Raw genomic sequence first — 15853 nt, 5'->3', positions numbered from 1 at the left:
GTAATAAACATGTTCACAATAAAAATAGTTGAAACATATTAAACATTTCATCGAACTGTAACATTACAATTACATCCTTTCTATTATCTTTGGACTAACCAAATCATCATTCCAAATTTGTGCTGACCTGAATGGACCACCAACTCAAACTGTATAAAAAAGCTGCTAAAATTGCTGAAATCGGACTATGGGAGCTCGATCTCCCCAGCCAGAAACTTACATGGGATCTTGTGACCAAACAAATATTTGGCGTTAATGAATTTCATCAACCAGATTTGAACGAGGCCATGAGTTATCGCATAGAATCTCCTGGATTGAATCGCGTTGAGCAACTTCTACAGGAACTGACTTCCGACAAGGAGACACTGAGTAGTGAATATAAAATAAAAACCACTACCGGGATTATAAAATGGATAGAATCTCATACTCAGGCAGAATTCACCAATGGCATTTGTTATAAATTAGTAGGTACAGTTCAGGATATTACAGAACAAAAAGAGCTTATCGAAAGTCTTAGGATCAACCAGGACAAATTTCATCAGGCCTTCGATTTTGCACCCATTGGTATGGCCCTGGTTTCCCCCAAAGGAAAATGGATCAAGGTGAATAAGAGTTTATGTGAATTGCTCGGCTATTCAGAAAAAGAATTATTAAGAAGGAGTTTCCAGAAACTGACTCATCCTGAAGATTTAAATCTGGATTTGGAATACCTGCAGAAAGTGATCCAAAAAAAGATGAGTTCATATTCTATGGAAAAACGTTACATCCATAAAACCAAAGAGATTGTGTGGGTCCAGCTTAATGTGAGCCTGGTTTGGAAGGATGAGACGCCGCTATATTTTGTTTCTCAGATCAAGAATATTACCGACAGAAAGCAAGCCGAGCAGGAACAAAAGAAGACCATGCTGATCATCAACGATCAGAACAACAGGCTGGTAAATTTCGCCCATATTGTTTCACACAATCTGAGGTCACACTCTTCAAATTTCCAAATGATGTTGAAATTACTTGCGGAATCCAGCAATGAAGAGGAAAAGAAAGAGATCATTACTTTGCTTCTTCAAAATGCAGATCATCTGTCAGAAACCATTGATAATCTGGATGAAGTTGTCAAAATACAATTGAATAGTCATCAACAGAAAAAGGCGTTAAACCTGGAACAAGAGATTAAAAAAGTACTACTCAGCATTAAAGCTATTGCAGAAGAACAGAAATCATCATTTTCTTTAGATGTTCATCCAGATCTTTTTGTCTTCTGTAATCCGGCATACCTGGATAGCATACTGTTGAACATTTTAACAAATGCCATCAAATACCGTTCTCCGAACCGAACTCCTGAAATCAGGATTAAAGTCTATTCAGATCAAAGCGAAACGGTTCTGGAAATCGCAGACAATGGTATAGGCATTGATCTGAAACGTCATAAACATGATTTGTTCGGAATGTATAAGACTTTTCACCAAAATAAAGATGCAAGAGGAATTGGGTTATTCATTACCAAAAATCAGGTAGAAGCACAAGGGGGAAGAATAGACGTAGAAAGCCAGGTAGACAACGGCACAACCTTCAGGGTCTATTTTCCGGAAACTGATAACTAAAACCTTGCCTCCATTAGAATTCTTTTAAATGGATATATAACAGACACTTTTGTAAATCGCTTATCAATTCTGGCCTTAAATTCCTGTATAAAGCTTTCCTTTATTTCTCCATCCAAACGCTCCAGATAGGGAATCAATGCTGTGCCGGAGATCCAATTGTATAATTCTTCTTTGTTCGAAACGATCAATGGATAGATCTTTTTATAAATGGTCATATTTTTACTGCCATTCTCGAAAAGTATTTGTGCATACTCATCTATATCTAATACAGGAGAAACCCGTCTCCAATTGTTTAGTGCACGCTTATAGGTTTCTTCTTGCACCAGCTCGTCCAGAATTTGATTGAGTACATTACCTGTCTGATCTGGAATCTGAATGGCCAGCTGTCCCCCCGGGCGGAGCATGCCAATGATTTCAGGTAACAGCTCTTTATGCGTATCTGACCATTGAATGGCAGCATTCGAAAAGACGAGATCATATTTCTCGTTTAATTTCACTTGTTCTTCAATGCCCCTTTGTTCAAATGTAACCTGATCATTGCTAAAAGCCACGGCCTGACTGAGCATTTCGCTGGAAGAATCGATCCCCAGCACCTGGCTGTTTGGCAATTGATCGGCCAGTTTTCGGGTCAGTTCTCCTGTTCCGCAGCCCAGGTCAATCACCTTCAAATCGGGCTTGGTGTCAATAAGCGCAACTAAATCATAAAAAGGAGCAAATCGTTCTGTTTTGAATTTATTATAGATGTTTGGGTTCCATGCCATAACATCTACAACAATAAAGTACTCGGTTTGTTATTAACAACCTACGCAACTTAAATGATATTAGGATAGGATTTGATGACATCTTATGTAGATCCAGATTTCTAAGCACCTCCATTTTTGTTTTATCTGATATTTTTTTAACCATCAGAAGACGGTTAAAAAAATAGATATTCCCTATCAAATCAGTGATTTATGGAAACTATATTTCTAGAAATTGGCCGATCAAATTCGTTAAGATAATCGAGTATAAAAAAGTGGATATCAATTTCAAAGATTAAAGCCAGTTCTACAATACGTTCCAGATTAATTTTAGTATTTCCATTTTCGAGTAAGCAATACGAATTCTGGGATATGTCTAAAGCATGGGCCATAAAATATTGAGAATACTTTCTTTCGATTCTAATCTTTCGGATGTAGTTTCCAAAGCTAACAGATGTTATTTCAGACTTACCTTTCATGAGTGTTAATTTGAAGCGAATAAAACCTCTTATTAACAATTTTCAATCGTTAATAAGAGGTGAGATGAGTTAATTATTCTCGTTTAATAATGGTGTCTTTAAACGGCCTGTCATTTTGAATAGATTCTACAACATACGATGCACCTGCAGGCAAAGCCATAAGCTTATTAAATTGCCTGTAGTCTTTTAAAAGCACTTCAGCAGAAAGCCCATTTATACTTAGTACCTTTGCTCCTGCTTTCAAACTTACTTTAGGATTTTCGGCAGCAGTCAAACCCTGCACAAGTAGTCTCCCATCCAGATCAAAACCAAAAAGAAAACCTCCTATCGAAAAATCATAGGGATAACGATAAGTTTCATTGGGTGAAAAATGGATTTCATTTTTCTGCATATTGATCGTGAAATTATAGCGGCTGATCAACCGCACGCCGATAGAGCCATCAAAACCCGGATTCCAGCTTTCGCTTTGCCCACCACCTGCCATCAGCGTTACGGGCATATTCTTTATAACGGGCATATTGGAAAAAGAAAATGTTGCTGCCCTGCCTCCAAAGGTAGGTGTAGTCATTCCCATACTGGCGGTACTGCCATTGTATTCTGCCTTAAATCCGCTAACCAACAGCTTATTCTTCTTTACAAAGGGTCTGAAACAAATCAAACTGTAAGAGGCACCAGTATCAAAAACGAACTCACCAGGATGCGCTGGTTCATTGGTTATACTCAAGGATCCAGGGATAATGAACAAACCAGAAGGCATTGTAAAAGGTATGGACGCCCCCTCCTTTTCATATTGATAATCACCAAAATTGTATAAAGAAAGTTCTTTCCTATCGTAGTCAACTCTGGTGATGTACCTTCTGGCAATACTATTTCCAATAATTCCATCCAAATCTTTGTGCATTTCTTTAAAAACAGCAATACCTTGATTTTTAATCTCGAAATCATCTAAATAAACAGTATTTCCGTCAGAAACCTGGATTTCCATATTTCCACCTACCACAGAAGCATTTTGTTTCCTGGTTATTTTTAAACCAATTGAATCTGCCAGCGATTGACTGATGGCCATTCCATCTGCACCGGTATCGAACAATAACCTCAAAACTTTGGGTTGGTTATTGATCCTGACTTTAAGGATAACGGAGCCATGTTCTGTTTCAAACGGAACCTTAACCAGTAATTTTGAGGGTATATTTCCACTTACACCAGTTTGTCCATAAGAAACCCCAAATCCCAGCATCAGCAGAAAAACCAGATATAGATATTGTCTAGAGCCCATAAATCCTTTCTAATGCTTTATCGATATCGTCGGTAGCGCTGGACGTAACACGCACTAAGATCTTACCATTTGAATCAATCAATATTTTAGTTGGAAAAGCACTGATATGGAACATTTTAACAATATTTTGCTTTTCTATTCCGTCCTGATTTAAGATATGCACCCAATTGATCTGATCATCTTTAATGGCTTTCAGCCAACTGGCTTTCGATTCATCAAGTGTCTTACCTCTTTCTTGGGCTATTGCCACTATCTCAAAACCCTTACCACTATATTTTCTATACAATTCTTTTAAATGCGGGTGACTTGCCCGGCAAGGCCCACACCAGCTTCCCCAGAAATCAAGCAAATACGTTTTTCCTTTCAACAGTTCCGTGCTTACTTTCTTTCCGTCTTTGTCCAATCTTTCGAAAACAAATACCGGATTACCTGCCAGGGTTGGAGTCAGCTTATCTACGGATTTCTGGACACCCTGACCCAGAATTGTATTTTTATAAGTTGGTGCCAGATTCTTCCAGGCTTCTACATAGTGATCGGCACTATACAAGTTCTCCATACGGCTCAATAAAAAAACAGAAGCAAATGCATCCGGATGTTCGCGCACAAAATCTTTTTGTTTTTTATAATTCTCCGCCGAGATTTTATGGATCTCTTCACTTTGCGCAGCAGAATCAACGGCCGACAATTTGCTCTTGGAGCTGATCATCTGTTGAAGAAGTTCCTGATAACGGAGCGCTCCCCCGGCGGTTTGCTGAACAAGTTCATTATAGAGGTTATTCTCCGTATCTCCCTTAACCTTCAAAGAAATGATCGTGCTGGTCTTGCCTTGAATAACCAAATCTTTATTCCAAATAAAGAAATTAAAAGGTGGTCGAGGCGTTTCATGTCCTGCAGACGGATTGTAAGGTAATGAAACAGATAACCTGGCAGCAACAGGTTGATGTTGAACGGGTACATGAGCAACAAAGCGATCGTTCTCTCCCTGAGCAGAAAGGTATTGGTTCTTTCCGTTCTCATCTGTATATGAAATCACCACTTTATTTTTTTCAAGTCCGGTTAAAGTACCTGAAATGGTAAGGCTGTCAGTTTGCGCTTTAAGCCCCAGACTAAAAAAAAGCATAGCAATAGCCATGAACATTAATTTTATAATCTTCATTATTTACCGGCTAGTGTCTTCTCTAACAAAACCTTAAGTGCAGGATCAGATGGCCTTGGAGAATCAATAGTAACGATTTTCCCCTCTTTATCGAATACCATGAAACGAGGGATTCCATTGATTTTATAATATTTCGCTATATCGCTCCATCCTGTAGCAAATAGCTGCAGGCCGCCCAGTTGATCATCTTTAATCATCTTAAGCCATTTGTCTTTGTCCTTGGCTTCATCAACTGAGATACTGACCACTTGCACATCTGTACCTTTCATTTCTTCTTCGAGTTTTTTAAGGTGCGGAATCTCTGCTTTACAAGGTCCGCACCAGGTCGCCCAAACATCTACCAAAACGACTTTCCCTTTTAGATCGGCCATAGTTACGGTTTTACCGTCTTTGTCTGGATAAGAGAATGCAAAAGCAGCATCTCCCGGTTTCAATTGCGCTAATGGAGCAAGGATTTCCAGATTTCTCTTTTTTTGACTTGGCGTAATTACGTATTTGCCATAGGTATCGATAAGTTCCTTGTAATCTGAGTAATTTTTATAGCCAGCAGCATGATCTAAAATAAAATCTCCTTTGAGGGTATCATTTGGCAGAAAAACAAGGTTATTTTTTACGCCTTCGATCCCCCTCGAATACTTTATGTTCTCTTGCCTCATATTCACACTGATCAGACCTGAAAGTGTTCTGATTCCCCAGGGATTACTGTATACTGAAGCTGCGCTTCCGGCAAAATCTTTTGCTTTAAGCGTACTGTAATACGGACTGTACTCTTCAACAGAGGGATGCGCGGAACGTGGTGTATTTAGAAAGTTTGTGGCGTAACTGGCCATATCCCACGCCATATATTGCTTCATATTTCTATCAAATTTCGCATTACCTGTGGCTTTACCGGCCAAAAAACCTTTAGTTTTCGCTGAAATTTCTTCCAGTTTTGGAAAGAAGTCAACAAAGGTACTCTGGTTTTTCATGAAATTGATGGCCTTTTGTTCCAAAGGATTCGTAAAATCATGCCATTGAGTCAGTACAACATTCTCTTTTGAATTTAATTTCCCATTCAGTACATAACTTGAGTCGAGGATAGATAACGAGAGCTTTTCTCCTCCCTTAAAGTAAAATTTATAATTATCGTTGGGGCTACCCACGGTTCCCGTACCAATCACGTATAAGCCTTCATATTCCGGATAAAATATAAACCCAAAATTTCCATTTGCCCCTGGTGTTGAGGTCGAAATCTCTACTGGTTTTCCCTCCTGAACTTTAAAGAGTTTTACAGGAATCATTTTTTGTTTTTTTAACGACCCGGTAATCTCAACGGGCAATTGCGCAAATGCAGACGAAGCCATACCGAGGATCAATACTGCTCCAAATAATTTTTTAATCATGTTTGTTTTTTTATGTGTGGTTTTTATTGGTGTTCCGGTTAATAAGAATTGCTATAGGTATATTCACTTACGGAGGGCGACATATACATCACGTCTCTTACAATTCCCTTTCCTTCCAGAGTAATTTCAGGGGAAGAAGCTAAACTGCCGGATGATTTGATGAACATCCTGACCTTATAGCTGTCACCTAATTTCGTTCCGATCAGTACATAATTATGGGTGTAACCTGTTTCTGTGTATTTTTTGTGACGGATAAAAGTAATCACCTCTCCCGCTGGCGCGGTAAATTGCAATTGTTCAAATTTATTGCTCAGATTTCTGGACCATACCTGGTTACCCGTTACAAAATAAATCAGGTTTTCATCTCCGTCTAACAGTGCATAATTCGTTGCATTGAATATCTTATCGGTGGTTTTTAAAGTATCATTGACCATCGACATTTTGGTTTTATTTGGATTCAACTGTGACAGTATTTTTAATGAAGGATTAGCTTTATCCTGAAATATGGCATAACCATTCACATAAGAGGCATATTCACTTGCTACATAGGTAGTTGTTTTGAACCCCATGTAGATCATTTTCTTATTGTTATTTTGTGCAGGCATAGCTGTAACAGCATCATCTGTTACAGCAGTCATTACAGCACCAGTTGCCGTCCCCATCAAAAAAGAGCTGCTCATATCATCAAAGAAATAAGGATCTGTACTGGTACTTGTTAGAAAATACCGGGATAAATGATAAGGAGTATTTGCGTCATCTTTCATCTTGCGTACTCCGAACTGGCCCGAATTGGCAGACATCGCATAAATACTGTAACACTGCCCATCGTTGACCAGGTAATTTGCACTTGAGCCCAAGAATACAGCATCTGGCGCTGCTGTGGCCGGCGGCTGATAAAATAGTGTATTGATGTTCCTGATCTGCTTTAAGGTATTCATGTTCATCGCAGAAACATCTTTGTCTGTGGTCAGAAACAACGCCTTCGTATTAGAAAGCACCCCTGTAACCGTAGATTTATAACTGGTGAAATAAGTAAGTAACTGCGCCTTCCCATTAAGTTTGCCACCATTAACCACACTATATACATTTTCCACTTTGCTGTCAGGGACAAGAGATACCGGTGTTAGAAAAAGATCCATATCAGCCTGACTACCATCATCTTTAGCCACATACCAACCCCGGGTAAATTGAGTAACCACATTAATCGCCGAGGTAAAATACTGGGCATATTTTGTTTTTTTATTGGTTACCCGAAACACCAGAACCCAACCCTTTGAAGCTTGCTGAACCAAATAATCTAACTTCTTTGTTCTCCCTATAGTATCTAAAATAGGTGCAGCCCCCTGAACATTAGTTTCATAGATGCCCCATAAGTAATCAAAATTAGCATCCGGCTCGGTTGAAGTCACCGTAGGATCAATGGTCAGATGATCCTTTTGTGATATGGTCGTATAAGAAGACTCAAGGCCTGTTACCGTAATCTGTTCTTTGGGCTTCAAATCAAAATTGGTTTTATCCTTTGCACAGGAAGCCATCAGCAGAAGCAATCCTGAGCCTATTAATACATATATATGTTTCATATTATTCGTTCCGTTTTTTAAGGTATAACAACCAGTTCGCCACTTTCATCTCTAAGGGGATTTCCAGGATTATTCTTATTGTAATCAATCAGTGCAGTTTTGACCACACCGATGTAATATTGCAACAAGGCATAATCTGCACTCGTCACAGAAATAAAACTTTCATCCCATTTCTGGCCTGTAGCCTGAATCATAAAGGCATGCTTCACAGTACTGTATTTTCCAAAATAATATTGACTAAAACTGGCGTTCCAGGATGCAGGTTGACTCAAACGGTCTGTGAGCTGAACCTTTCTCCATAAATTGCTCTTCTCTCCCAATTGAAAATTGCCATCAGACACTACGTTTAACTTAAGTAAAACCGTATTTGTCTTCAGACTCGGATCTCTCAATACAATTACCGGAACTGAAGTATGTACGGTCCCCGCTTTTATAGTATAGAATTTGCTTACCCTTGGATCTGTAAAAGCTACATAATGTGTACCGGCCACCGCATTACTTACATTCGGAACCTGTTCTTGTTTTAAAGTAAAACCCCGGTCGGTTTTAGATACACCCCCTATTGCATAAATATCAAAAAACACGGTGTCTTCGGTTACAGACGGCAACTCATAATAGAAGGTGAATGGCTTTAAGGTATCTGCCAGGTTGTACGAAGCTGTATAGATGCGGGTAGCATCCGGCCCAAACTGGATCCGCGCGGTATCATTAAACAAGTAATACTGGTCTTTTTTACATGATGCTACGGCTATAACCGCTATAACAATCAGTACGTATTTTAACGTTTTCATTTCTCTTTACTTTATTATTGAGTAATTACCTCAGTTTTAGGAAGTGGGATCAAATAATTTAATGTAGCTGCTGCAGGAGCAAATAGCACACTGGTTTTGGGGGCATTTAATCGTTTGTAAGCAAAGAAAGCCTGTCCTTCTGCATAAAATTCCTTTCTGTATTCCTTTAAAATCTCTGCCTGAAGCTGATTTGGATCAGCTGGGATTGGTAATTGCCCTATATTTCTAGAAGTTCTGAAGGTTTTAAAGTAATTCTGCCCATCAGAAAATGGAGCTGTTTCTGCAGCAATAAGATACATCTCGCTAATTCTAAGCATTGGAATCTGCTTAAAATCTGTTGCTATAGTTATCGTTTTACTATCCAGTGTTTGGTATTTCTTAGTCACATAACATTTTGCTCCATTTGCAAGTGTAATTAATTCCCATAGACCACTTTCCCTAATATCCGTTCCGGTTGTACCATAAAGCTGACTTGTAATTGTTGTTGCAGATGTACCCTTCTTTAAAACACCCCCACTGTACCTTGTGGTATATTTGTTCAGCATATCAAAATCATACAGACCAAAAATGTGTTCAGGTGTTAACACAAAGTTTTTAGCGGTCAGATCAGCAGCGGTCCCAAATCGGAATTTAACGGTTCCATCGTCGTTTTTAGCATCGATAACCAGTTTAGCACAATCATAAGCCTTTTGAGTGTTGTTAAACCATAAATAGGCCCTTGCCTCTAAAGCTTTTATAGCATAATAGTTCATCCTTAGATAACGATATGCAAAATAGGTATCCGATGGATTAAAGCCCGAAGACACTCCCGGCGTCCTCAATTGGGTTAAACTGTATTTAGTAACCGGATCTATATCCTTAAGCAGCGCTTCTGCATCGGTTAAATCCTTCAACAATAAGGTTTGAAAGTCATTAAATGAAATTCTTGGATTTGCGGTTGTAGTTAACTGGGTAACATATGGCAGGGCATTTCCGCTTGAGGGTGCTGTCGGTACGGGGCCAAAAAGCCTTAATATATCTAAATGGCAATAAGCGCGCAAAGCCAAACACTCCCCCTTGATCGTTTCATACATTCCCGGTGTTTTGAATACACTCTTGCGAACATCAATTTGGCCCAGGATGGAATTTATGCCTGCAATTGTGGTGTACTCCTTTGCGTAGATAGAGGCCAGTGCATTTTCCACACCAGCATCGGTGTAGTTGAAAAGACCGAGCCTTTGTTCTGTGGTATTTGCTGTTACGTCCCAACTGGAGATCAATTGTTCGATAGTGGTTTGTGTCATGGCACCACCATATACACCATTGTCTTTCATTTGAATATATACTCCGGTAAGTGCATCCTTAAATCCACCCTCCGCACTAAAAATAACATCCTGTGGCTTTTCAGTTTTTGGAACAACCGTTAAGAACTTCTTACAAGAAGTAAAGGCCAGTATTCCAAGAATACCCACTATAATAAAACTAATTCTTTTCATTTCTATAGATTTAGAAGGTTGCATTAATACTTAATGAAAATTGTCTTGAAAATGGATAAGATGTACCCCGCTCTCTCCGGATAGTGGACAAGTACATGGGATCCGCAATATCAGCTGTGAAATTCAGAGCCTCAAGCCCAAGTTTTTTCAGCATACGCTTAGACTTCAGATCATACTGAATGTCAATGTTCTGACAGATCAGGGTATTTTCGTCCTGTACAAATCTGGAGGTTTTATAAGTTGCTCCGGTAACCAATAAGCCTTTAAATGCAGCAATATCTCCAGGCTGCTGCCAGCGGTTATAGTATACACGTGAATCTACATTATAGTGATAATCTCCAGACTCTACCTTATCAACCAGTGTTTGATTGTATTGCTGACTACCCATGGTATAACGGAATGACGCATTCAAAGACAGGTTCTTATATCTGATCATGGTGCTAAAATTACCATAGGCTTTGGGCTCGGTGCTGCCCATTGCTTGTACATTATTTCCACTCCAAACATAGGTTGGCTGACCATCAGTACCCAGATAAAGTTCCTTTCCTGTACTTGGATCTATACCCAGAGAGGGTACTACCCAAATGGTTTTACTGGAATAACCCTCCACATACAGTACTCCAGGAGTTGAGGTTCCATTCTGGACAGTTTTCTGCGCATCCTTCAATGCCTGTGAGGTTTCCAAAACCTTATTTACATTGTGCATTAAGGCTGCAGATATACTCCAGGTAAATTTTTGAGGATTTGCGATCAGGAAACCTGTTGCCTTCAATTCATAGCCTTTATTCCTCATCTTACCAATATTATCTGTATAAAATGAGAAACCGTTCGAAGCTGGCAGGTTAACAGAAGAAACCAGGTCGTTAGATGTTTCTATATAATAATCGGCTGTAATTTTTAAACGCCTGTTTAAAAATTCCGCGTCTGTTCCAACGTCATATTTCATCGTTTGCTGCCATTGCAGGTTATCATTGCCTAAGCCCATAAGATGAGAACCGATCCAATTAAAATAGCGATCATCTGTATAATAGCTGTAAGTAGATAGGGCTTGGTAAGCATTGAAGTTCTGGGAACCGGTTATCCCTACAGATCCTCTTAGCTTTAAACGGTTAACAATCTTGTTATCTGCCAAAAAACTTTCATTATGGATATTCCAGCCTAAACCTGTAGACCAGAAGGGTGCAAAACGCTTTTTAGAGCCAAATTGCGATGATCCATCCAGACGGAGTGTCGCATCAATAAAATATTTATTAGCATAAATATAGTTGACATTACTTGTAATGCCCACTGCACGCGACAAGGACTCAGTTCCCGTTGGTTTTCCGTCTTTAGCGTACTGTAAACCCATAGAAATAAAATCAAAACTATCATTCGGAAAACCCTCTGCTGTAAAACTATAAGCAGAATTTTTGTCCTGGCGGACATTATAATCTACCCCCGCAAATACCACATGGTTTTTTCCAAATGTTTTAGAATAAGCGAGGTTCAAAGAGCCATCGTATCCCAGGCTATTGGAAACTCCGTACACATAATCTCCCTTTCTAAACACATCATCGACACCGTAGTTGGCAAATGCAGTATTGTCTGCAGATCTGAACTTATCCGACTGAACAATACCCTTGGTAAGACCAAGCTGCGCTCGCAAAGTCAGTTCTGGCTGGATGTTCCACTCTACCGATGCATTGTTGACGATATTTGACGTTGAAGATTTGTCGAAAGTATTTAAAGTTGCATTGTATAAAGGATTTGTAGATAATCCATTCGTCCAGTAATTGGTCCAATCCAGATTCCCTGGATCTCCAACCAATTTTAAAACATTTCCTTTATCATCATACGCTCTCCAATAAGGGTTCATTCTGGCGTAATCTGAAAAAGTCCCGTACGGAGATTCTGTAGATTTACCTTGCTGCACCTGGAGGTTATCTCTGAACCTGATGTTCTTATAGGTATAGGATAATGTAATCCCTCCGTTAAAGGTATTGCGGGAAGATCCTTTCATTACGCCCTGTATATTGTTCACCTGACCGGAAGCAGAATAACGAAAAGCCTCATCTCCTCCTTCTATGCGCAGGTTATGTCGTTGTCCAATACCTGTATGAAGCGGGATAGCGAGCCAGTCGGTTTCTACACCACGGTTTACTTCATTGAGCAGGTAATTATAATACCTCTTCAATGGCAGATCTATTTCTGCTCTTGCATTATTATAATAGCCGGCAATATATTCCAAATTGAGTTTATCTCTTGCATTCAGCAAACTGTACTGCGTCAGATCTGGTGCTTCAATATTCAAATTAGAACCAAAACTTAAGCGCAGCTTGCCTGGCTTGGGCGACCTGGTGGTGATTACAATTACACCATTCGCACCCCTGGAGCCATAGATGGCCGTTGCAGCTGCATCTTTAAGCATAGTAATAGATTCTACATCATTTTCATTAATATCCAGCATCGCCTGAAGTGAAGACTGAAAACCGTCCAATATAATTAAAGGTGTATTCAGGTCTACTCTGGTATTATTTTGTAAATCATTTACATTTGGCATACTGGAGCCTCCTCTGATCTGAATCTCTGGCAAGCGGTTTGGATTGGATCCAAAAGAATTACTTTCAATAATATTAAAAGAGGGATCAATATTCCTCAAAGAAGTAATCAGGTTACGGTTACCGAATTGTTTCAATTCTTTTTGCGTTACCGTTGTAGAGGCACCAGTGAAACTTTTATCCGCTTTTTTAAATAGACCGGTATTGATAACCACCTCGTTCATTTTATTCTCCGCAACCTCCATTCTGATCAGCAAAGGCCCTTGATTGGGTTTTAGTTTCACCTCCTGAGTTTTATAACCAATATAGGATACAATCAATATGTCGTTCTCTGATCCTACTACAATGATAAAACTTCCATCAGAACGTGTTGCGATTGGCCTTCCATTAGAATCTTTAATTCGGATAGAAGCTCCTGGAATTGGTTTTCCCTGATCATCAATAACTTTACCTACAATAGTCTTTGCAGCTTGTACCAGCACAACACGCTCTAAAGCGGCATATTGAACTACAATTGTTTTTCTTGCCACTCTGTAAGTAAAGGGCTGATCTTTAAAACACTTTTCGAGAGCTTCCTCAAGGGATGCATTCGTTACATTTATGGTTACGGGCCGGGCCCTGGACAAGATACTGGCATCATAAAATAGATCGTAACCAGTCTGTTTCCGTATTTTTTGTATGATTTGTTCTAATGGAGCGCCTTTTTCTTTTAGTGTAATCTGAGCGTAGCCGGTTGCGCTAACTTGCAGAATTACCGTGGTCAAGATAATAAAGGTCAGTTTCAATTTCAATAAAATATTGGCACAGGCACTGTTTTTAATACAGTGCCTAAATGTCCTGTAAAAATTCATACATTTGTTTGTTTGGGTTTAGTACATCATGTTTAGTAAGTCGATTTATTTTTCAGTATTACCCAAACACTTACTCAGAAGAGTATCAGGTCCAGGAGCGTCCTACCGCTTCTGGATCTTCTTATGTTCAGGAATATACTGTTAAGAGATAGTAAAATTATGGCATAACAGATATCCTCCTTCCTTCAATTTTATAATGAAATGACTGCGTAAGACTCATAACTTCCAACACCTCAAGTATTCCTTTTTGTCTCGAAATAGTGCCCGAAAAAGGTCTTTTAGAGATTTCCGGAGAACAGATAACTTCTATATCATACCACCTGGAAATTTCTTTCATAATACTGCCCAGTTCTTCATGGTTAAATACAAAAGTATTATTGATCCATGCAATCACATCATCTGTATTTACCTTAAGTACTTTGATCTCGCCCTTTTCAACAACAGCCTGATCACCAGGAAGAATAACAACTGAATTACCATTTCCAGCCTTTACTTTTACCCGGCCTTCTACCAATGTAGTTTTTATACTTTCCTCGTCAGAATAAGAATTAACATTAAAATGTGTACCTAAAACTTCAACGGTTTGATCATTGGAAACAACTCTGAATGGCTTTGATTGATCATGAGCCACTTCAAAATACCCTTCTCCTTTAAGCTCTACCTTACGCTCAGCACCGGTAAATTTTGTTGGATAGCTCAGCTTGGTTGCTGAATTTAACCAGACCTTAGTTCCATCAGGCAGATAGATCTGATACTGTCCTCCCTTTGGTGTCTCGATCGTGTTTATAAGTGGTCTTTCTTGTTTGGAATTTCCACTCACCGTATAAACCACCCGGCCATCTGAAGTTTTTGTAATCTCAACATCTGCTTCTTTTGCAAGTTCTCCATTTTCTGCATCAGTAAGAGATAACTTTTTACCATTTGCCAATGTCAGATAGGCCCTGTTCCCTCCTGGCTTAATTTTATGTTCAACATAATTAAGATCACTTTGGCCACTATTGGTGTTGAAGTAATCTGTCGTGTAAAGAAACAAACTCGCACCCGCAACTATAAAGACTACAGCAGCAGCAATACTTGTCCATAATTTCCAGGTTCCATTATGTTCCTGAACCGGGAGATTTCTCTTTATTCTTTGGTTCCAGAATGTATAATCTGGCTCTGTCTTCACATCCTCGGCTTGCCTGGACAAATCCAAATACCAGCTTTCAATAAAAGCTTTTTCTTCTGGGCTGGATAAGCCATTCTCATATTTCTTTAGCAGTCCTTTTGCTTCTTGTTCAGTCATTTTTTATAAAGCAGTTTTAGCCTGTTTAAATAGATGACCCCTTAAAACAGACGAAGTGGTAGATTTATTTAAAAAAAAATAATATTAATTTCATAATGCCCATAAAAAACGTCATTCCTAATCTTGTCCGCAATATTTTCAATGCATTATAGACTTGCTTTTTCACTGTTCCCTCAGCAATATTAATTTCCTCTGCAATTTGCTTATAACTCATATGTGCATTTCGGCTCAATTCGAAAATCTCCCTCATTTTTGGAGGAAGCATTTCAATTTCCCTTTCAATCTGTATCTGAAGTTCTTTTTCACGCAGAATTTCATCCGTAATATTATGGCCTTCTTTTTCAAAATCGGGAAGTGTGACCAAATAATTGATTTGTACCTTTTCTCTCCTGATGAGTTTCAATATCCGGTTTCGAAGCGATGTGTAAAGGTACGAAGCCAGGGAGGTATTAATTTCCAGCGTTTCTGCATTTGTCCACATTACAGTAAATAAATCCTGTATCACATCTGCTGCTTGTTCGTCATCTTTAAGCATCCTGCCCGCATGACGAAACAACAACGCCCAATACCTTTCGTAAATAACGGTATAGGCCCTTTGGTCCTGCTGTTTTAGCAAAACAGTTAAATCGGCGTCACTAAGTGTAGTGTAGGGGGCCATAAGGTTTTTACTTTACATAAAACATTTTATTATCTACAATTATAA

The 15853-nt window shown here is 39.1% G+C and carries 12 protein-coding genes; 1 reads left to right on the top strand and 11 read right to left on the bottom strand.

Annotation, left to right across the window (positions count from 1 at the left end; all coding sequences use genetic code 11):
- Positions 1-131 precede the first annotated feature (131 nt).
- Positions 132-1598 carry a PAS domain S-box protein gene (locus DBR11_RS12110; protein WP_108552936.1) on the top strand — a complete coding sequence of 489 codons (1467 nt, stop codon included), beginning with the start codon at positions 132-134 and terminating at the stop codon, positions 1596-1598.
- Here DBR11_RS12110 and DBR11_RS12105 read toward each other — a convergent pair.
- From DBR11_RS12105 to DBR11_RS12055, 11 genes are all read right to left on the bottom strand, one after another.
- Positions 1595-2359 (bottom strand): methyltransferase domain-containing protein, encoded by a 765-nt coding sequence (locus DBR11_RS12105; RefSeq protein ID WP_108552935.1) that lies wholly within the window; start codon positions 2357-2359, stop codon positions 1595-1597. The two genes, DBR11_RS12110 and DBR11_RS12105, sit on opposite strands and share 4 nt — an antisense overlap.
- A 182-nt stretch (positions 2360-2541) precedes the next feature.
- Positions 2542-2817 (bottom strand): helix-turn-helix domain-containing protein, encoded by a 276-nt coding sequence (locus DBR11_RS30620; RefSeq protein WP_108552934.1) that lies wholly within the window; start codon positions 2815-2817, stop codon positions 2542-2544.
- Positions 2818-2890: 73 nt separating this feature from the next.
- Positions 2891-4093, bottom strand: coding sequence for an aspartyl protease family protein (locus DBR11_RS12095; RefSeq protein WP_108552933.1), 1203 nt, complete (start codon positions 4091-4093; stop codon positions 2891-2893).
- Positions 4083-5249: a TlpA disulfide reductase family protein gene (locus DBR11_RS12090; RefSeq protein WP_108552932.1), complete on the bottom strand. Its 1167-nt coding sequence runs from the start codon at positions 5247-5249 to the stop codon at positions 4083-4085. Before DBR11_RS12090 ends, DBR11_RS12095 begins: the two co-directional genes overlap by 11 nt.
- Positions 5249-6631 carry a TlpA disulfide reductase family protein gene (locus tag DBR11_RS12085; RefSeq protein ID WP_108552931.1) on the bottom strand — a complete coding sequence of 461 codons (1383 nt, stop codon included), beginning with the start codon at positions 6629-6631 and terminating at the stop codon, positions 5249-5251. Before DBR11_RS12085 ends, DBR11_RS12090 begins: the two co-directional genes overlap by 1 nt.
- A 38-nt stretch (positions 6632-6669) precedes the next feature.
- Complete coding sequence (locus tag DBR11_RS12080; RefSeq protein WP_108552930.1) at positions 6670-8211, bottom strand: PKD-like family lipoprotein; 1542 nt, start codon at positions 8209-8211, stop codon at positions 6670-6672.
- A gap of 17 nt (positions 8212-8228) precedes the next feature.
- Complete coding sequence (locus tag DBR11_RS12075; RefSeq protein WP_108552929.1) at positions 8229-9002, bottom strand: DUF4843 domain-containing protein; 774 nt, start codon at positions 9000-9002, stop codon at positions 8229-8231.
- Positions 9003-9016: 14 nt separating this feature from the next.
- Positions 9017-10477 (bottom strand): RagB/SusD family nutrient uptake outer membrane protein, encoded by a 1461-nt coding sequence (locus tag DBR11_RS12070; RefSeq protein WP_158275273.1) that lies wholly within the window; start codon positions 10475-10477, stop codon positions 9017-9019.
- Positions 10478-10487: 10 nt separating this feature from the next.
- Positions 10488-13865: a SusC/RagA family TonB-linked outer membrane protein gene (locus tag DBR11_RS12065; protein ID WP_108552927.1), complete on the bottom strand. Its 3378-nt coding sequence runs from the start codon at positions 13863-13865 to the stop codon at positions 10488-10490.
- Between the two features lie 157 nt (positions 13866-14022).
- A complete protein-coding gene (locus DBR11_RS12060) occupies positions 14023-15150 on the bottom strand; it encodes a FecR family protein (protein ID WP_108552926.1) in 1128 nt (375 codons plus the stop codon).
- 64 nt (positions 15151-15214) lie between these two features.
- On the bottom strand, positions 15215-15808 hold the full coding sequence (locus DBR11_RS12055; RefSeq protein ID WP_108552925.1) for an RNA polymerase sigma factor: 594 nt from the start codon (positions 15806-15808) through the stop codon (positions 15215-15217).
- Positions 15809-15853: the final 45 nt, after the last annotated feature.

This window comes from Pedobacter sp. HMWF019, from assembly GCF_003061025.1.
GTDB lineage: Bacteria > Bacteroidota > Bacteroidia > Sphingobacteriales > Sphingobacteriaceae > Pedobacter.
Note: the sequence above shows the minus strand (reverse complement) of the source record. Positions and strands in the feature narration are given on the sequence as shown.